The sequence below is a fragment of the Microbulbifer mixtoriginis (SeqCode) genome (genome assembly GCF_052466695.1).
In genome coordinates this window covers 2176431-2195992 of the sequence record NZ_CP174285.1, presented here as the reverse complement: position 1 = coordinate 2195992, position 19562 = coordinate 2176431, and the positions used below count along the sequence as shown (strand labels likewise).

The following is a 19562-nucleotide window of genomic DNA, read 5'->3' as shown; positions in this document are numbered from 1 at the left end:
TGCGAGAAGTGGCCAAAAAAGGGGAGTGTTACTCCCCTTTTTTTGTGCTTAAAAAATGTCAGGGCTGCATTTGAGTTAAGGGGACTTCAACTTCAGAAAACTCTACAGCGGCTTTAATAAAAGCCTCCATTGGAGGGTGAAGTGATCCAGTGCCGGCCATATAGCGATTCATATTTTTGTGTGCCAGGCCGGAGTTGATTGTTGGGGTTGTATTGGTCTTGACGATCTTTAATAGGTCGAATCCAAGCGGTGGCCCCCGATCATCAATACCTGGAGTTAAAAAGGAATCACTCTCTGAGTGTGCAATGCTATACATCTTGAGAGTGTTGTCGATCGTATCCAGGTTTGAACCGGATAGTGATTTCACAGTACCACCAAGCCCTACGGTTTCGGTTATTGCGCTGTCACCCATATCGCGGTTGACATCCGCAGGCGTAATTCCGGGCATCAAAAAACCGCGTCCAACACCGGCCAAGCCGGTAAACCATTTTTCACCGAGTCCTGATATCTTGATGCCGAACTCGGTACCATTACGCGCCATGGTTGTGATAATACTGCTATGTGGTATGCCATTACCCGCATCTGCAATTGCTTTACAGGTGGCCATAATGGCATTCAGGGAAAATGATTCATCTTGGTAAATCTGTGAGGCAATTTTCTCTATCCACTCTTTTTTAGGGCTGGCCTTGATAACACCAGGGAGGAGAATTCTGGAAAATATTAAAGTGGCAGCATTGGTCATTACATGGCAGTCATCGCCCATAAGTAGGCTTCTGCCAATGATTGGCAGGAAGTCAATCCCATCGACATCGGCAATGGCTTGATTGAGAACTGGGGCCACATTGTTCTCAACCCAGTGGAGGTAATCGATAGCACTTTTTTCGTAAACACCAAAGCGAATGGAGCTTCCACGAAAATCACCTCTGTCATCACTGAGGTTGGAGTAAGTTCTATAGCCAGAGAGTTGGTCCTCAACAATATACACTGACATTGAAGAGGTAATAATGCCGGCCATTGGTCCAACGGCATTGTGATCATGGCAGGGCTCTAAATCCACCTCCCCTTTTTTCATCATCTCTATGGCGGCTTCTTTGTTTTTTGCGAGCCCTTCAAATAGGAGGCCGGCAATAATTGCCCCCTTTAAAGGGCCAGAGGCCTGGTTCCATGTGATTGGTGGGCCGGCGTGTAAAATCAGATTCTTACGCATGCCGGGTATGTGATCCCCAGCTTTGCCAATCCCGATTAAAATCGGCACGGACTGCTTCATACGTTTTATGGTTTCGTCATTAGCTTGTTGATTTAGGCCTCGGAATTTTGGCGTTGCCAGCTTTTCCAGAAGCTCCTCCATACTGGGCCTAAATTCAACATCTGTTTTCATGGCTATTCTCTTGAGTCCAGCAAGCTGGCATATTGCTTGGTAACGACATCCATATCGCGCAGCATCAAGTCTGTAGTGCCAGTAATTACTTGAATCTGACGCTGTTCAGATAGTTTCATTTCCCCTTCAAAGCCTCGGCTGGCATAACTGAGATGATCTTTGGCTTTGAGAAGGTTGCTGCTGATTTCAGGGGTGTTGAGTGTGCTTTCCAGAAGGCGGGTTAGGCGACTGGAGTACTCTGTAAGATCTTGTTGTAGCCCTTGCTCCGCTTCAGCTGGTGAGATGTTCCAAAGTTTAGCAGCATAATTCTTGCAAATTCTTTGAGAAAGCATTCGCTGCCGACCGGCAATGTTGATTAGTTCGGCAGAATTGTGATTGGCAAGTTGCTGTAATTTAACCACGTAGCTGTGCGTTTCTGTTAATAGTTTATTGCTGCGCAGGAATAAGTCGGTTGCTCCTTCCCTGGTTACCGGTTGCAGACTGAGTTGCTTAAAGGGTTGCCATTCGCTCTGTACTTTTTTTAGCTGATCTTTGATTTTTTCTGCAGCTGGGAACGTATTAAGTTTCTGATTGTTACGCTCGAATTCCTGCACTGACCGTTTCAATACTTTCTGGTGGCGTTGTGCTTCGGGTTGTATACCGTTTAGGATAAATGCTTGCGTGATTCTTTGAGATAGCATTCGTTGACGCCCTGCTATATTAATTGCCTCTCCCATGGTTAATGCTGCAACATCAAGACTTGCTATTAATAGGAGAAATACCGCGGTTAATTTCATGTTTTGCTCTTTTGGTTTGGCTTTTTAAGTTTGAGGTTTTGGGCCTGCCTGCTAGTTTTTCTGCTACCCCATTTCAGACTTATTAGTGAGGGGATTACCTTTCTGTTTTAGAGTCACTGTTGTCACTCACTATGGCATGTTACAAAAATTATCTAGAAAGCTGGTGTTCTCGATAAAGTCATTTGGTTTTCTTTTAAGTGAGTGTTATTAATTTGTATATTTTCAATAATGAGTCGATTTTCGATGTTGTGTTGTTTTTCTTAATTGTTGAGGTGGCTATATAACAAATTACTTTCGACAGATATCTAACCACTAATTCTTAATATTGCTATTAAGTGGTATTGATGCTGATGCTGATGCTGATGCTGATGCTGATGCTGATGGGGGTGAGGTGTTGGTGGGTTTGGAGGCGCTAGGGTGAGAGGTCGATAGGAGAATTAAAAAAGGCCCTACCGGGGTAGAGCCTTTTGTTTGTCGAGAGGGCGAACTACTTAGAAGCTGTAGTTTACACCTGCACTGAATAGCCAGGCCTCGGTCTTGGTGGTGCCGCCATCGTAGTATGCGAAAACAGCTCCAGGCTCTGAAACTTCCTGGATTCGCTCATCATCACCCCAGATGAAAGCGAAGCCAGCATCAACACTCAGGCGATCATTGTGAGTGTAGGTGCCGCCCAGGGTCAGCCATTGACGGTCGGTATCGGGGATAGATAGTGTGCGCCAAGTAATTGGTAAATCGAAGCCTGTCTCTTCTCTAATAACTTCCTCTTCGTGGCGATTGAAGCCGTCACGAGCTGCACCTTCGTCATGGGCGTAACCAAAGCGTACGGTTACATTGTCATTAAAGAAGTATTCGGCGGCAAGGCTGAAGCGGGAGCCGCTCTTAAAGTTTTCCTCTTTAAGTACTTTAGGGTCCCACTCGGCGCCGCCCGCTGGAACAAATGCGGCTAGGCGCTCGAAGCGATCCCAGTTCGTGTACATATAGCCAACAGCGATAGCCCAGTTGTTATCGTAACGATGGTATAGACCCAGCTCCAGGGTGTCGGGTAGGTTCAGGGTCAGGCTGCCGCTGGCATCATCAAAGGGATCTTCTGCGGGGGTAACATCCGAATTAACATCACCCTTTAGCTTGGGGTCGTACTTTGCGTGGTAAGAAATACCTGCGCGGGTGTTGTCACTAATGCGCCACAGGGCGCCGACTGTCCAGCTTACATCCCAGCCATCCCCTTTAACATCCAAGATAGTTGCATCGGCCAGAGCAGGAACAACTTCGTAATCTGTGGGGAAGGTGGTTAATAATTCTGCTTCGGCGTAGAGGAAGTTAATAGATGCGCCGATACTAAAGGTGTCATTTATATCGTAAGCAACAGAGGGCTGGATATTAAGGGTCAACAAGTTGGTTTTGTTGGCGATGATGGTGCCGGGGAAGCTGTCGGGGAAATCAGTCTCAAGACCGAAATCTGTGTACATAGCTAAGCCCCAGGACCAATCATCATTGATTGGTGCTGCCAGGTACCCATTGGGGATAAAGGCGCTGGTGGCATAGTCGCTAGCGTCAGCCACAGAAGAGCTAACGGCAACATATCTGCCAAGTTGCGGGCTAAAAGCGTAGTTAGTAACTGTTCCGGCCACGTCGATTTCGGGGTCGACGTAGGTGAGGCCGCCAGTCAAAGTATAAGTATCAAATAGTGCAGAACCAGCCGGGTTGCGGGCTAGGATGGAGGCATTATCACCGATAGTGTTTTCGGCAGCGAAGGCACGGCCAAGGCCGGATGCGCTGGTTTCCTGAAGGTAGAAGCCCGCGGCCATAGCGCCTTGGGAAACGGAGCCGATTGCTGCGGCTAAAACTGCATGTCGCAGGTATTTCTTATTCATGAGAGCCCATCTCTAAGTCTGCTGATTACTGAAAACCATAAGTAGCATTGGAAATGCTGGGATATGGAGGGAAGGCCATTAGATTTATATAGATGCCTTCCGTTTTCGTAGCAAATCCCTCGCTTTTAAACAGGTTAGGCAACAAGGAATTGCCTGTGCAAGGGAAAGGAGTCACTTTATAAAGAGAAAGGAGGCAAAAATCCATCAAATGTGAATATTTTTTTTGCCTCTGTAAAAAAATGGCAATTTATTGGCCAGCACCGACACTTTTGCCATTGATAGATAGCTTTTTCAAAGTAATTTGGTACTTTTTGCCATTCTCCTCACGTTGTACCAGCTTCACTAAGGCGTAGTTCCATTGAGGTGCAATCCAGACGGTCGTCTCTCTTTCTGAGTCCGCATCTCTAACTCGGCGTACCTTTATTGCTTCTACTTTCCCCATTGGTGTTTTTACTACTTCGGTGCCCTCTTTGGCGAAAGTGTACTTGCGAATCTTCTTGCCGTCGGCGACCTCATACTGGAGATTTTCTTTGCCTGCGGCGACATCCAGTGTTAGCTGCATTTGATAGCTCAATTTATCCAGGATGTTTGGCGATACGTTTTCCATATCCCGCTCCGGGTTGGAAACGTTGAATACCATGCCTTTGTCGGGTTCGAAGCTGAGAACTGTACCGCGATCGCGGCCGAGTCCTTTGCGGCGATACTCATAGTGGTAGGGGGTAATATTGCCGTCCTGGCTGATAAAGCGGGAATATTCTTTAATGCTGGCAAAAAGTGCAAAGGTATTAAAGTCCAGCCGCCAACTCCCTTCTTGCCCAGTAAGCTCACGAGTGGCTGTAACACTAATGCCGTTGTACCTTGCGGTATAAGTCGCCTTAAAGGGTTCCAATTGGCTGGCGAGAGATTGAGTGGAGAGAAAGAGAAAAAACAGAGAGGAGATAAAAATGCGCACGACAGAGCCTCGCAAAATCTGAACCTCTTTGAATACTAGCTGGCGCGACCCGCAAAGTACATTGCAATGCTGATCCCGCCAGCTTGGCTTTGCTTAACTATCGATTCTGGCGCCACTAAGAGGTAGAAGCTCTCCGTCCAGTTGCGAGCGGTCCGCCAGCATTTTTAGGCGCCCCTGGGCAAACCAGGTAACAGCCATGGGGTAAATGACGTGTTCCTGTACCTGAACCCGCTTTGCCAAAGATTCGGGAGTGTCCCCTTCCTTTATAGGTACGGCGGCTTGAACGATGGGTGGTCCGCCATCGAGCTCTTCGGTGACAAAATGAACGGTAACACCGTGCTCACTATCACCGGCTTCCAGAGCACGCTGATGGGTATGGAGCCCTTGATATTTTGGCAGTAAAGAGGGGTGAATATTGAGCAGGCGACCGCTGTAGTGGCGAACAAACTCGGGAGTGAGGATACGCATAAACCCGGCCAGGACAACCAAATCCGGCTGATGGCTGTCGATTTCTGCGATTAGCGCCTGGTCGAAGCTTTCTCTGCCGGAGAAGTTGCGATGGTCGACCACTGATGTGGGGACTCCGGCCTCGGTGGCGCGCTTGAGGCCGAAGGCCTCGGGCTTATTGCTGATTACTGTGCAGACGGAAAAGTCTGCCCCGGCATTTGCCGAGGCATCCAGGAGCGCCTGCAAGTTGCTGCCGCTACCGGAAATCAGCACGGCAACTTTGCATACTCCCTGTGACATTACAGGCCCGCCAGCTCTACGGCATCTGCGCCTGCCACAGCATCTTCGATTTTGCCCACGACGAAGGCGTCTTCACCTGCTTGCTTCAGGGTTTGCAGTGCTTGGACGGCTTGTTCCGCAGGTACGCAAATTACCATACCGACACCACAGTTGAAGGTGCGGTACATTTCGCGGGCGTCGATGTTGCCTGCCTGTTGGAGCCAGCGGAACACTTCGGGCATCTCCCAGCTAGTGACGTCTACACGAGCAAGACAGCCTTCCGGGAGTACGCGGGGCAGGTTTTCCAGCAGGCCGCCGCCGGTGATGTGGCTGAGGGCATTTACCTGGACGCTCTTCATCAGTTGAAGCAGATTCTTAACATAGATGCGGGTGGGGGCCATCAATGCCTTGGCCAGCGTTTCGCTACCGCATTCCTGTTGTAAATCGGCGCCACTGACTTCGAGTACCTTTCGGATTAAAGAGTAGCCATTGGAGTGGGGGCCGCTGGAAGCGAGTCCAATGAGCACATCACCACTCTTTACTTTTTTGCCATCAATAATCTCGGATTTCTCAACGACCCCGGTGCAGAAACCGGCCAGATCGTAGTCGTCGCCTTCATACATGCCGGGCATTTCGGCGGTTTCGCCACCGACCAGGGCACAGCCTGCCAACTCACAGCCTTTACCAATACCGGAGACAACCTCAGCGGCGATATCCACATTCAGCTTGCCAGTGGCATAGTAGTCGAGGAAGAAAAGTGGTTCGGCACCTGCTACCACCAAGTCATTGACACACATAGCAACCAGGTCGATACCAATGGTGTCGTGGATGCCCAGGTCCATCGCCAGGCGTAATTTGGTACCCACGCCATCGGTGCCGGAAACCAAGACTGGCTCTTTATAGCCGCTGGGGAGTTGGCAGAGAGCGCCAAAACCGCCCAGGCCTCCCATGACTTCCGGACGGGAAGTGCGTTTGGCGACATGCTTGATACGCTCTACCAGGGCGTTACCTGCGTCGATATCGACACCGGCGTCTTTATAAGAGAGGGATGTTTCAGCGGTTTGCGGCTTGGAATCGCTCATGATTCTTCCTGCAGTGGGTCTTCGAAGGGCGCGTATTCTAGCCGGGTCTTGGTCCGGTAGCCACGCCCAGTGGGCATCTCAATGAAGGAATCTGGTATTTATCTTCAGTTAAACGGCTAGAAACCCTCTAATAGTGAGAACTCGGGGCTGAGAGAAGTCGCCGACGCTGATACAATAGCCCCAATTTTTATCCCAGCCGTGGATTTTGGCGTCTTGCGCAATAACAACGATTTCGTGCAAGCTCACGGGTTGGAATGAGGTTTGGAGAAGAATCCTATGCACAAGCTGCTCCGGCAGGGATTGGTGTTGCAGTTTTTGGTCCTGTTGTTCGGTGCCCTAATTCTGCCAGTCCAGGCTCGAGTTATCTCGGACCTGTATGAAGTGGTCGAGGCTGTACCGAGCCGTGGGGCTACTGACCGCGCGAGTGCTGGCAGCCGGGGGCTGGAGCGGATATTTGTGCGTGTCACCGGAGACGCCGCAATTGGCAGTAATCCAAATTTGCAGCCTATCCTGAAGAAAGCCCAGCATTTCCTAGAAGGTTACCGCTACACCAGCGAAGATAACCAGCTCTACCTTCATCTCTCTTTTGATCCCCAAGCTATTTCCAGGCAAGTCCATCAGTTGGGTTTGCCGATGTGGCCCAATAATCGCCCCGGCACTCTGGTGTGGCTGGCTGTGGATACCCTAAAGGAAGGGCGCAGTATCCTCAGGGAAGAAGATGCCCCGGAGCTCTTTTCGGTATTGGATGCTATGGCTGTGGAGCGCGGTGTGCCATTGGATTTCCCGGTGATGGACCTCAATGACCAGCACAATATGCCTCTTGGTGACCTTTGGGCTCAGAGTGAACAGGCCGCAGAGCGCGCTGGTTTACGCTACAGGCCGGATGCCACTTTGATGGGGCGCTTGCTTCAGGCGTCGGGGCGCCGCTGGCAGGCTGATTGGTTATTACTGCACGGTGGTCGCAGTTATGCCTTTGATAGCAATGGTGGCTCTTTGGAAGAGGTTGCACTGCGCGGTGTTAATCAGATGGCTAACTTGCTTGCCCAACGCTATGCCGTGCGCCCCGGTATTGAGGATGCCCAACAGGGCTCAATTTTTGTGGAGTTATCTGGCGTGGATAGCTTTGCCGATTACGCAGAGGCCTCGGCCTATTTACAGGGACTGGCGCAGGTGAGCAGTGCAAATCTCCTTTCTGTGGAGGGAGATCGGATGCGCTTGGCATTGAGTGCCACCGTAGGCCTACGCAATTTGCGCGATACCCTGGCGTTAAATCATAAGTTGCGAGCACATGGGGACGAGGATGCCATTGAGTTGAATGGGCACCGTGCACCTTTGGGCAGCGCTGATAATCCGTTGCGCTATCGTTGGGATTGAGATGAGTATTCCGCAACAGTTGCCGCTGGGAGTATCCCTGCGAGACGATGCTACCTTCGATAACTTTTATCTGTCGGAGTCGGACCCCAACCGCCAAGTTGTAGCTCTGCTGCAGTCATTTGCCAGTGGGCAAAATCCCGAAGCGGTGATTTACATCTGGGGGGATGCAGGAAGTGGTGTTAGCCACTTGCTGCAATCTGCTTGTCAGAGTGCCGAGGCCAATGGTCGCAGTTTCCAATATATTCCTATGGCTGAATTGATGGCCATGGACCCGGTTGTACTGCTCGACGGCCTCGAGCAGTTGGATCTGGTGTGTATTGATGACCTGCACTTGTTAGAGGGGCAGCCCGAGTGGCAGACGGCGATGTTCCATTTATACAACCGGGTCAGAGACAGCGGTAGGCAGTTATTATTAGGGGCGCGAAAATCTCCGCGGGGGATGGATATCTCCTTGGCTGATTTGTTGTCGCGCCTGCAGTGGTCGCTGGTATTCCAGTTACAGCCAATGAATGATCGCGATAAAGTGGCTGCCTTGCGCAGGCGCAGCCGCCTGCGCGGTTTCGATCTGCCCGAAGATGTGGCGCAATACATTTTGCACCGCGCGCCTAGGGATACTCGCGCACTGTTCCTGCTGTTAGAGCAGTTAGATAGGGCCTCCCTGATGGCACAGCGTAAAATTACCATCCCCTTTGTAAAGCAGGTGCTGGATATCTAGGGTATCCAATTTGCCCCTAAGCCTAACTCAGTAGTTGACCTAGGAGACTGTCAAAGAGTTCTGGGTCATCTGCCGCCGCCCCTTCTATAACCCCCCCTTTGCTTCCTCTTTTGTTCCCAGGTTTGTATTCAATCTGGTGGTGACTAGAGCTGCACTTCTATTCTTCTTCTGTGAATTGGCTTTCATCGACCATATTAAATGGTGGTGGCCGCAGGGGCTGCATGGTGGTCTCCGTCTGCTTTTACCTCCAATGCCCACAGTTTGAGGAAATTGTTATGCCGAATATTCATAAAGTCCTCTATGTGAGCCATGCTGCTGAAGATGAGTCCAGTGGGTTGTTACAGGCTTTTGCCATAGCCCGCAATAATCATGCGGAAATTAAGGTGCTGCTGGTTTGCCCAGCGGTACCGGCGGGGTTTGAGGACTTTAGTAGCTTCTGTGTTAAGGCAATGCTGGAACGTGTAAATGAAGGAATTGCCGCAGCTCGAGAGCGTATGAAGCTGTCGAAAGAGCAGGTGAATATAGAGATCGAATCTGACTGCGGTCCACGCCCTGCAGAGAGAGTTATTCGCCGCGTACTTAGCGAAGGTTACGATCTGGTAATTAAAAATGTGGAGGGGCTGAGCCAGCTCAAGGGCTTCAAAGCCATTGATATGGAGTTATTACGCAAGTGCCCCTGCCCAGTGTGGCTGTGTCGTCCCATAGAGCGTGCGCACACTGAGATAAGGGTGGCCGTGGCGATTGATCCCGAGTGTGATGAGGGGAGTACTTACGATCTGGCGATCCGCTTACTACGTTGGGCGCGGGTGTTGGCGGATAGTTGTAACGGTATTTTACACGTTGTTTCCTGCTGGGATTATGACGTTGATGAGTTCTTGCGTCGTCACTTCCCTATCAGCGCCTCTGAAGAGGAGTTGGACCAGGCTACAGAAGCGGCTCGATCTCAACACCGCTCAAAATTGGATGTACTTATTCGGGCTGCGGGTATCGGCGGGGATATTCAAGTTCACCATGTCATTGCTCACCCAGATAGCTATATTCCCCTGCTGATCGATGAGGAGGAGCTGGATCTCCTCATCATGGGTACTGTGGGTCGTGCGGGTATACCCGGTTTTATTATGGGAAACACTGCCGAGAATATTCTGCAAAAGGTGAGTTGCTCTCTGCTTGCGTTAAAGCCCAGTGATTTTGTTTCTCCCATCAAGATATAGCGCTTAATATGGGCATGCGGTGTGTCGGCAGTATAGTTTTTTCTATGATCTAGCTGGCCATGGCTCACTCAGGGTAGGGCCGTCATGGGGCGGAGAGGAGTTAGAACCGCAATATCTATATTAGGAGAATAAAAAATGATTAAAACGTTGGCCAAATGGCTTGGCGGTATTTTGTTATTGGGGGTGGCGGCGGTTTCTGTTGTTGCGGTCAACGCGATCTATTTTAAACCCTGGTCAATAGATGTGTACTTTGAGCGGGCCTTTTTCAAGCTCGGCAGTACCAGTCCAGAAATTCTCTCCCAGTTGCGATTGCTCGAGCAGTTTGGAATCGATGGACACAATGCCCATCTTGATGACGCTTCTGAGGCTGAACAGCAGCGCCAGATGCAGATGATTAAGGATGAGCTTGCCGTTCTGCAGGAGTACGATCGTGCAGGTATGGATGGCCAGCAAGCGATTTCTTACGATGTATTTGCCTACTTTCTTGGCAATATGGTGGAGGGGGAACGCTGGAAACACCACAATTATCCGCTTAACCAAATGTTTGGAGTGCAAAACAGCTTGCCGGAGTTTCTTGCGGAAGTGCACCAGATTCATAATGTCAAAGAAGCGGATTATTACCTTTCCCGCCTGAGTGAGGTTGACCGCAAATTTTCACAGGTGCTTGATGGTCTAAAAATCCGTGAGCAAAAAAACATCCTACCCCCCCGCTTTGTTATCGACAGCGTGCTGGAAGAGATGCAAGAGTTTATAGCGGTACCGGCCCATGAGAATATTCTTTATACCTCCCTTGAAGAACGCCTAAATAAAGTTGAAGGTCTGGCCGATGGGGAGCGGGTGCGTATCCTTGCTCAGGGAGAGGCCTTGATTGATGCAGAAGTATATCCTGCATATAAGAATCTGATTGCTTACTATCGTGAGTTACAACCCAAGGTTTTCGAAAATAATGGTGTTTGGGCGCTTCCTGATGGGGAGGCGTTTTACGCGTACCAGGTTCGTAGCCACACCACAACGAATTTGTCCCCCGAGGAGTTGCACCGAGTTGGTATTGAAGAGGTGGCAAGAATAGAGGGGGAGATGAATCGTATTTTCTCTTCAATTGGGCAAGATAGCGGCAGTATCAGCGCCCGCTTTTCTGTGATTAACAATGATCCCCAGTTTTTATACGAAGATTCGGATGAGGGGCGCGAACGCATAGTTGCCGACTACCAAGCGATGATCGATGAGATTAATGCTGGGCTAGGAGATTATTTCGATGTGAAGCCGGCGATGGGGGTTGAAGTACGACGGGTACCAGAATTTAAAGAGCAGGGCGCACCGGGGGCTTACTACAACCCTCCGGCTATGGATGGCTCCCGTCCGGGGGTTTTCTATGCAAACCTGCGTGATGTTCATGAAACCAAGAAATTTGGTATGCGCACGCTGGCCTATCACGAAGCGGTTCCCGGCCACCACTTCCAGTTGGCGATTGCTCAGGAGCTAGAGGGTGTGCCCACTTTCCGCAAATTGGGTTTGTTTACGGCTTACGCTGAGGGGTGGGCACTTTATTCTGAGCAGGTTGCCAAGGAAGCGGGCTTTCAGGAAAACCCCTACGATGATCTTGGCCGTTTGCAGGCCGAGATGTTCCGTGCTGTGCGTTTGGTGGTGGATACTGGTATGCACTACAAGCGCTGGAGTCGCGAAGAAGCCATCGAATATATGGTGGAAAAAACTGGCATGACCGAAACCGAAGTGACCACAGAAATCGAGCGTTACCTGGTAATGCCTGGGCAGGCACTGGCCTACAAGGCTGGAATGTTAAAAATTCTGCAGTTGCGTGATCGGGCCCAGGCCGAGCTGGGCGAGGCGTTTGATATTCGCCAGTTCCACAATGTGGTGCTGACCAATGGGGCCTTGCCATTGGCAATCTTGGAGCGCCAAGTGGATGACTGGATTGCAATTAAAAAAGGATAAGGTAGTTTTTAACTCCTTTAGATAGTTGCAAAAAAGGCCACTCTGAGAGTGGCCTTTTTTATTGGGTGCTATTTACCCGGTGAAGTTAGCTCTTAGCTTTAACGCTTGCAACCCAGCCGTCTACCAGTTCTTCGAGAACATTTAGAGGTACCGCACCGTTAGCTAAAATGGTGTCGTGGAAGCCGCGCACATCAAATTGATCACCCAGCTCGGCTTTGGCTTTCTCTCGCAGCTCAATAATTTTCAGCATACCGATTTTGTAAGCCGTCGCCTGACCAGGCAACACAATGTAACGCTCGATGGCTTTAACCACATCGCCTTTCGGGTTTGGTGTATTTTCAACCAGATAATCGATAGCCTGTTCGCGAGTCCACTTTTTGGCATGAAGTCCGGTGTCTACTACCAGGCGACCTGCACGCCACAGCTCCATTGCCAGGCGGCCAAAGTCTGAGTAGGGGTCTTCATAGAAGCCCAGCTCTTTCGGTACTAACTCTGAATAGAGGCCCCAGCCTTCGGTGTAGGCGGTGTAACCGCCGTACTTACGGAATTTGGGGATATCCTGAAGCTCTTGTGCGATAGAGAGCTGCATATGGTGACCGGGGATGCCCTCGTGGTAAGCCAGTGCTTCCATTTGGTAAGTGGGCATATCTTCCATGTTATACAGGTTGGCGTAGTAAATACCTGGGCGCGAGCCATCGGGCGCCGGGCGCTGATAGAAAGCTTTACCTGCGGATTTTTCGCGGAAAGGTTCCACAGCTCTTACATCCAGGTCGGCTTTGGGTTTAGTGATAAACAGCTCGTCCAGGCGACCCTTCATAGTGTCGATAATGGCGGTAGCCTTCTCCAGGTATTCCGCTTTACCTTCCTCAGAAGTGGGGTAGTAGAACTGCTTGTCGGTACGCATGAACTCGAAGAATTCTTGCAGGTTACCCTCAAACTTCACTTTGCGCATAATCTCGCGCATTTCATCGTGAATCCGCGCAACTTCCTTGAGGCCAGTCTGGTGGATCTCATCGGCTGTCATATCGGTGGTGGTGTATACACCGAGGCGGAACTTGTAGAAGTCATCACCGTTGGCCAGTTTCCAGGCGCCGTCATCGGTAGTGGCTTTCTTTTCCAGTTCCTGTAAGTAGCTGATCAGTTTTTTGTACGCTGGGCCAGCGCTCTCTTGCAGGGCGGTGCTGGCTTTATCGATCAGCGCTTTTTTCTGTTCGGCGCTGATTTCCAGCTTTTCGACTTTACCTTTGAAGTCAGCAAAAAGCGGACTGTCTTTCTCACCTTCAAAAGGTGCGCCGCTGATCAGGTTTTGTGAGTCGCTGATCACATAGGGGAAGACAAACTTCGGCACAATAGTACCGGCCTTGGCGTTGGCTTTCAGGTTCTCTTCCAGTTGGGCAAAGTATTGGGGCATGCCGTTCAGTCGGGCGATGTAAGCCTCGGCATCACTCACTGCATCGATACGATGCTGGCTGATCAGCAGGGATGCCGCACTGGTATGGGTGGCATACATCTGGTTGACCGGGTAGTAGTGGTTACGCCACTTGTAGCCTTCAATGTCTTGCTCAAGATTGCGCTTGGCAAGACGCAGGCTCAGGCGAGTGGCTTCATCCAAAGTATTGGGGTCAACCTTATTCAGCTCGGCGAGCTGGCGCTTGTTGATTTCCAGTGTTTCTTTGGCGAATTCTGGGGAGAGATTATCCCACTTATCGTAATCTTCTTTTTTGCCCAGGAAGGTTTTGAACTCCGGACTGCGAGACAGATGCTCCTGGAAGAAGTCCTCGAACATCTGGTTTACCTGCTTGATGGCCTCTTGGCTCACCTTGGCAGTGCTGTCTTGAATGGACTTGCTTTCCGCGGTGACGGAGGCAGCATTCTGCTGTGCAGCTTCGGGGGCGCCGCGGTCACAGCCACTGATAACCAGCGCGCTAATGGCAGCTGCGATCAGGGTTGGTTTCAACTTCATAAGCATATTCCCAGTGTTCGGATAATCATTGCTATATTGTGCCACTTGGGTGGCATTCTTTAGGTTTTTGAGCCAATTCTGGCCGCGCTTAACGTGGCGAGAACAGCGCACTCCAGAGGGTATTGTGCGCACTAGATGGGTCTTTGACTAGGGGCAGTATTCTGGAGCCATGTCGGGAGTGATTTCCTCCCATAAAAAAAGCGGGCAGTGCCCGCTTTTTAGGTAATTCCGCGATTAGGCGAAATTCTGGTTTACAAATTCCCAGTTCACCAGCGCCCAGAAAGCTTCCATGTACTTAGGACGCAGGTTGCGGTAATCGATGTAGTAAGCGTGTTCCCATACGTCGCAGGTCAGCAGTGGGGTAACGCCTTCATCAGTCAGCGGAGTGGCTGCGTTGGAAGTGTTGACGATAGCTACTGAACCATCGGCTTTTTTCACCAGCCAGGTCCAGCCAGAGCCAAAGTTGTTTACCGCGCTGGTGGTGAACTCTTCCTTGAACTTGTCAAAGCTGCCGAATGCTGCGGTGATAGCTTCTGCAACAGCGCCAGTGGCTTCGCCGCCGCCGTTGGGGCTCAGGCAGTTCCAGTAGAAAGTGTGGTTCCATACTTGTGCGGCATTGTTAAATACACCACCGGAAGAGGATTTGATCACTTCTTCCAGGGATTTATCGGCGTCAGCAGTGCCTTCCAGCAGACCATTCAGCTTGTCAACGTAAGTCTTGTGGTGTTTACCGTAGTGGTACTCCAGAGTCTCTTCAGAGATATGGGGGGCCAGGGCATTCATCGCGTAGGGGAGTTCGGGCAATTCGAAAGCCATGGTGTCTTCCTTCCTTTGTTTAGGGTTATTGGTGAGAGCATTCTACACGCGCCGTATGCCAGAATTAAGCCGGCGCAGTAGAATAGGGGATTTTGGGACGTTTTCCTCGAACTCAAGGGGTGGTGTTTGATGACACCAATGTTTTGCTGTCGTCTATTCTTACTTGTGGCCGATTACTTTTTCGTCAATTTTTGGTATAACTGCCGCATAATTCGACGAATCTGTCCCGGCTTGATTGTCTCTAAGTAATGAATTTAGCGGTGCCGGGCGGGACAATCCCGAACTGACCAGTACCGAACCCACCAGATTAGTTACCGGGTGTATTGATACATGCAACGTAGAGAGCCCACACTGGACGGCAGCGCCGCCATCGAACCCGCACTGGAGCCCAGCTCTCCTGAGCGCAGCGAGCAGTCCCAGGAACCACAAGTGATCGTTGAGGAGCGCCGCGGTGGCTTCTCCTTCCTAGGCCTCTGTGCCTTGGTCTTAGCCATGGGGGGACTTGCTGCTTCTGGTTTCCTCTACCAGCAGTGGCAGGAAAGCCGTACCCAGCTGGTCAACGCGGAGAATCGCATAGCCGATGCCGAGAACCGGATTGCTGAGCTGGAGAAGCGCTTTAGTCTCTCTGATGAGGAGTCTACAGCTTCCGTTGAGGTGCTGAGCGCCAAGGCCAAGGAGAACTCCTCCGAGATCCGCAAGCTTTGGGGGGTGGCTTACGATACCAACCGCAAGAGTATTGCAGCCAATAAGGCCGCAAACGAAGTCAACAAGAAACAAGTTGCTTCACTCAACAGTAAGCTCGGTAGTCTCGATGCCAGTGTGAAAAAGATTGCTGCGGTTGAATCTGCCCTGGCGGAATTGCGTAAAGGCAGTATCGAGAGCAAGCGTGAGATGACCGACAAAATTTCACGCCTGGAGCGTCAGCTGGCCTCTGTGCGCAGTGATCTGACTATGCGTGTCGGAGCCAATGAAGAGGCAGTGGAGTCTATTGATGCCTACCGTCGCTCAGTGAACAAAGATCTGGTACAACTGCGCGATGCGATTCGCTCTCTGCAGTCCAGTGAGCCTACAGCCTCCTCAATGTAGTTTTTCAGGGGCTAGAAAAGGCGAACCTTGGGTTCGCCTTTTTTATTGCCTGTGGAAAATTTATCGCCATTTTAATAACAGGCCAATAACCCTACATTTCGTGTAGAATCGCCGGCCTTGAGACGTTAATCGGAGTTGGGCATGACCACTATCCGCCAGGATGATCTGATCGACAGCGTTGCTGATGCGCTGCAATTTATCTCTTACTACCACCCACAGGACTTCATTCAGGCCCTGAACAAGGCTTATGAGAAAGAGGTCAACCCGGCGGCCAAAGACGCCATGGCCCAGATCCTGATCAATTCACGGATGTGTGCCGAGGGCCACCGCCCTATCTGCCAGGATACCGGCATTGTCACCGTGAAGTTGAAAGTGGGTATGAATGTGCGTTGGGAAGCGGACATGAGCGTTACCGACATGGTCAACGAAGGTGTGCGCCGCGCTTATCAAAATGCCAGCAACGTTTTGCGCGCCTCTATTCTTGCCGACCCAGATGGCGCCCGTAAGAATACCGGCGATAACACTCCGGCAGTGATTCACTATGAAATCGTTCCTGGTGAAACTGTGGAAGTGTATGTGGCAGCCAAAGGTGGTGGCAGTGAAGCCAAAACCAAATTTGCCATGCTCAACCCCTCTGATTCTGTAGTGGATTGGGTTCTGAAGATGGTGCCTCAGATGGGGGCGGGCTGGTGTCCGCCGGGCATGCTGGGTATCGGCATTGGCGGTACTGCTGAGAAAGCTATGTTGCTGGCCAAAGAATCCCTGCTCGATCCTATCGATATCCAGGAGTTGCAGGAGCGCGGTGCCTCCAACCGCGCCGAAGAGTTGCGCCTGGAACTATACGATTCCGTCAACAAGCTGGGTATTGGTGCCCAGGGCCTGGGTGGCTTGACCACTGTCTTGGACGTGAAAGTGAAGGATTATCCCACTCACGCAGCAAATAAGGCCGTAGCAATTATTCCCAACTGCGCCGCCACTCGTCATACCCACTTCACTCTTGATGGCTCTGGCCCCGCGCGCCAGACTCCGCCGAAACTGGAAGACTGGCCGGAAATTACTCGAGAAGCTGGCAGCAATACTCGTCGTGTCAACCTGGATACCGTTACTGCAGAGGATGTGCAGAGCTGGCAGCCCGGTGAAACCTTGCTGCTGAATGGCAAGATGCTTACTGGTCGCGACGCCGCTCACAAGAAAATGGTGGATATCCTCGCGAAAGGGGAGAAGCTGCCAGTGGACCTGACTGGCCGCTTTATCTATTACGTAGGGCCGGTAGATCCTGTGCGCGATGAAGTAGTTGGCCCCGCAGGCCCAACTACCGCCACCCGTATGGATAAATTTACGCGCACCATGCTTGAAGAGACCGGCCTGCAAGGGATGATCGGTAAGGCAGAGCGTGGCCCAATGGCAATTGAAGCGATTCGTGACAATAAAGCAGTGTACCTAATGGCTGTGGGTGGCGCTGCGTACTTGGTGGCTCAGGCGATTAAAGCCTCCAAGATAATTGCCTTTCCGGAGCTGGGTATGGAAGCCATCTACGAGTTTGAGGTGGAGGACATGCCAGTAACCGTAGCAGTCGATAGCCAAGGTGAGTCTGTGCATACCACGGGACCATTGATCTGGAAGGCGAAAATCGAGGAGGGTATCGCCTAAGGGCTGCCCCAATTTAAACAAGCCGGGTCCCCGAGGTTCCCGGCTTTTTTGTCTTCAAGCTTTTAGGGATTAAGTTTGGCGGGACTAGGTTGTCTTCTCAGCTAGTCACGGTAAAACAGGCATAGTAAAAGCCTAACCTGATGCCTCAATTAGATTCATCCTGGTACAGCCCACTCCAAAAGCCTCTACATCCCCAGCTCTGGGTAAAGCTGCAAAATGGTTTCTCTTAACCAGCGATGGGCGGGGTTGTTGGTTTGTGACTTATGCCAAATCAGCTGCAGGCTGACCTTGGGAAAATCCATAGGCAGTTCAATTGTACGAACAGGTAATGCTCGGTAATGAGAGGACTTCATCATCCTTGCGGGTACAACGGCAATTAAATCGGTGGTGGCGACTATATGAGGAAAGGAGGATAGGTGAGGGACACGCAGGCAAATATTGCGCTGCAATTTATTCGGTCTGGCCAGCCTCTCCATCGGTGAGCCTACGGGGTTTCCTCTCAGCAATGATATTTGTGGTATTGATTGAAAATCCGCCTCAGAGATGGATTTTCCTACCTTCTCATTATGCTCCCCTGCGATCACCACCAATTCTTCTTCGGCAATAATCAGGCTGCTGTAATTGGGAGATTCTAATGGTAAATAATCGATAATTAAGTCGACTTCACCATTGCTTACCATTCTGGAAGTCATCTCTGATTCGTCAGGTAATATTGTGAGCTTTATCCCTGGTGCATACTCTCGTAGCCAGGCGCTGAGTCCTGGAATCATAAGGGTTTCCACCACATCGGGTAGAACAATCGAAAAATCCCGTTCTGCCTCGCGATGTTCAAAGTCGAGCTGCAGGAAGCTTGATCTCACTGCCCCAAGAGCCGTGTGAATGGAAGGGTGTAGTGCCAGCGCACGCTCGGTAGGGCGTAGGCCTTTTGCGGTGCGGATAAAAAGTGCATCGTTATAGGTGGATCTCAAACGCTTTAAGGCAGCACTTACTGCAGGTTGGCTCATATGTAGCTTTACTGCAGCCCTAGTCAGGTTGCGTTCGACCATCAGGGCATCAAATACAGGCAGTAAATTCAAGTCCATTGATCTGAGATGATTCGACATTATCAATCTCACAAATAATGCTGTTAATTATTATTTATTAGAATTCAATCATCCGCCTGATTATATTTCTGGTCAATCAAATTCTTAAATTTTCTAGTGCAAATGATGAGGGGCACTCTGTACATCGCTATTAGATGGATGTAATCAAACTGCCGGGTTTTGATTGTTTATATAGTTTTACGGAATTCCAACGCTAATAAAAAGGAGCAAATATGTCGATCAATCACGATGCGGCCCCTTTCAGGGCTGGATACAGGGCGCGAGTGAAAGGCCGTTACCATGGATGGCTTCATCTGATGGGTATTCTAGCTATTGGTGCCGGGGTTTGTATCTACTGCATATTTCAATTGGATTTGTTAAAAACCTGGGAGTTGTTAGTGATCCCCGCAGGGACTGTTATATATAATTTTTCTGAATACGCTAGTCACCGTTGGGCTGGTCATAAAAAGATTCGGATTGCAGGGCTGTTTTATCGCAGACATACCGGGGATCATCACAGTTTTTTCTCTCCCCCCCTATTTTCTATTGACTCTACCAGAGACTGGAGAATAGTACTTTTCCCCACTTATTTAACTGCGACTCTTGCTTTAGTGATTGCGCCAATTTTAGGATACTTTTTCTCCATACTTTTTTCGATGAATGCTGGTTACCTCTTGATTGTGACTATGGTGGGAAATCATTTGGGTTATGAATTGTTGCACTTGGGATACCACCAGCCTCTAAATCATTGGTTCCATCGAGTTCCTGTTTTGCGTGAGTTGGCTCAATTGCATCGCATACATCATCAACGTAAGTGGATGAATGAATGTAATTTTAATTTGACCATCCCTCTGTTTGATCTTTTGCTGGGCACTTTTCACTGGAAATCTATTGGATCTTGTCAGAAGAGTGAGAGTTAGAGCTCTA

At 50.3% G+C, this 19562-nt stretch carries 16 protein-coding genes; 7 read left to right on the top strand and 9 right to left on the bottom strand.

Annotated features, from left to right (window positions below):
• Nucleotides 1–58 precede the first annotated feature (58 nt).
• The 6 genes from ACJJI0_RS09755 to purM form a co-directional block, all read right to left on the bottom strand.
• Complete coding sequence (locus tag ACJJI0_RS09755) at nt 59–1378, bottom strand: YlbE family protein (protein ID WP_444885717.1); 1320 nt, start codon at nt 1376–1378, stop codon at nt 59–61.
• A gap of 2 nt (nt 1379–1380) precedes the next feature.
• Nucleotides 1381–2154, bottom strand: coding sequence for a type IV pili methyl-accepting chemotaxis transducer N-terminal domain-containing protein (locus tag ACJJI0_RS09750; RefSeq protein WP_444885716.1), 774 nt, complete (start codon nt 2152–2154; stop codon nt 1381–1383).
• A 491-nt stretch (nt 2155–2645) separates the two neighbouring features.
• Nucleotides 2646–4025 (bottom strand): OmpP1/FadL family transporter, encoded by a 1380-nt coding sequence (locus ACJJI0_RS09745; protein ID WP_444885715.1) that lies wholly within the window; start codon nt 4023–4025, stop codon nt 2646–2648.
• A gap of 247 nt (nt 4026–4272) precedes the next feature.
• Entirely contained in the window at nt 4273–4977 is a 705-nt protein-coding gene (locus ACJJI0_RS09740) for a DUF3108 domain-containing protein (protein ID WP_444885714.1), read from the bottom strand.
• A 93-nt stretch (nt 4978–5070) separates the two neighbouring features.
• Entirely contained in the window at nt 5071–5724 is a 654-nt protein-coding gene (gene purN / locus ACJJI0_RS09735) for a phosphoribosylglycinamide formyltransferase (RefSeq protein ID WP_444885713.1), read from the bottom strand.
• Nucleotides 5724–6785, bottom strand: coding sequence for a phosphoribosylformylglycinamidine cyclo-ligase (gene purM / locus ACJJI0_RS09730; protein ID WP_444885712.1), 1062 nt, complete (start codon nt 6783–6785; stop codon nt 5724–5726). Before purM ends, purN begins: the two co-directional genes overlap by 1 nt.
• A gap of 276 nt (nt 6786–7061) precedes the next feature.
• Here purM and ACJJI0_RS09725 point away from each other — a divergent pair, with 276 nt between their 5' ends.
• The 4 genes from ACJJI0_RS09725 to ACJJI0_RS09710 all read left to right on the top strand — a co-directional run bounded on the left by ACJJI0_RS09725 (nt 7062) and on the right by ACJJI0_RS09710 (nt 12038).
• The gene (locus ACJJI0_RS09725) at nt 7062–8159 is read left to right on the top strand and encodes a DUF2066 domain-containing protein (RefSeq protein ID WP_444885711.1); all 1098 of its coding nucleotides are present in this window, start codon (nt 7062–7064) and stop codon (nt 8157–8159) included.
• A 1-nt stretch (nt 8160) separates the two neighbouring features.
• A complete protein-coding gene (gene hda, locus ACJJI0_RS09720; RefSeq protein ID WP_252085029.1) occupies nt 8161–8874 on the top strand; it encodes a DnaA regulatory inactivator Hda in 714 nt (237 codons plus the stop codon).
• Between the two features lie 275 nt (nt 8875–9149).
• Nucleotides 9150–10085: a universal stress protein gene (locus ACJJI0_RS09715; RefSeq protein WP_444885710.1), complete on the top strand. Its 936-nt coding sequence runs from the start codon at nt 9150–9152 to the stop codon at nt 10083–10085.
• A gap of 135 nt (nt 10086–10220) precedes the next feature.
• Nucleotides 10221–12038, top strand: coding sequence for a DUF885 domain-containing protein (locus ACJJI0_RS09710; protein ID WP_444885709.1), 1818 nt, complete (start codon nt 10221–10223; stop codon nt 12036–12038).
• 85 nt (nt 12039–12123) lie between these two features.
• Here the strand turns inward: ACJJI0_RS09710 and ACJJI0_RS09705 are convergent, their stop codons facing one another.
• Both ACJJI0_RS09705 and sodB read right to left on the bottom strand, forming a co-directional pair.
• Complete coding sequence (locus tag ACJJI0_RS09705; RefSeq protein ID WP_444885708.1) at nt 12124–14001, bottom strand: DUF885 domain-containing protein; 1878 nt, start codon at nt 13999–14001, stop codon at nt 12124–12126.
• Nucleotides 14002–14235: 234 nt separating this feature from the next.
• Complete coding sequence (gene sodB / locus ACJJI0_RS09700; RefSeq protein WP_252085033.1) at nt 14236–14817, bottom strand: superoxide dismutase [Fe]; 582 nt, start codon at nt 14815–14817, stop codon at nt 14236–14238.
• Between the two features lie 330 nt (nt 14818–15147).
• Here sodB and ACJJI0_RS09695 point away from each other — a divergent pair, with 330 nt between their 5' ends.
• Both ACJJI0_RS09695 and ACJJI0_RS09690 read left to right on the top strand, forming a co-directional pair.
• Nucleotides 15148–15903, top strand: a complete 756-nt coding sequence (locus ACJJI0_RS09695; protein WP_444885707.1) for a hypothetical protein — start codon at nt 15148–15150, stop codon at nt 15901–15903.
• Nucleotides 15904–16044: 141 nt separating this feature from the next.
• Entirely contained in the window at nt 16045–17553 is a 1509-nt protein-coding gene (locus ACJJI0_RS09690; protein ID WP_444885706.1) for a fumarate hydratase, read from the top strand.
• 185 nt (nt 17554–17738) lie between these two features.
• Here ACJJI0_RS09690 and ACJJI0_RS09685 read toward each other — a convergent pair whose 3' ends face one another.
• On the bottom strand, nt 17739–18656 hold the full coding sequence (locus ACJJI0_RS09685) for a LysR substrate-binding domain-containing protein (RefSeq protein WP_444885705.1): 918 nt from the start codon (nt 18654–18656) through the stop codon (nt 17739–17741).
• A gap of 212 nt (nt 18657–18868) precedes the next feature.
• Between ACJJI0_RS09685 and ACJJI0_RS09680 the strand changes: the two genes are divergently transcribed.
• On the top strand, nt 18869–19555 hold the full coding sequence (locus ACJJI0_RS09680) for a sterol desaturase family protein (RefSeq protein ID WP_444885704.1): 687 nt from the start codon (nt 18869–18871) through the stop codon (nt 19553–19555).
• The last annotated feature ends 7 nt before the right edge of the window (nt 19556–19562 follow it).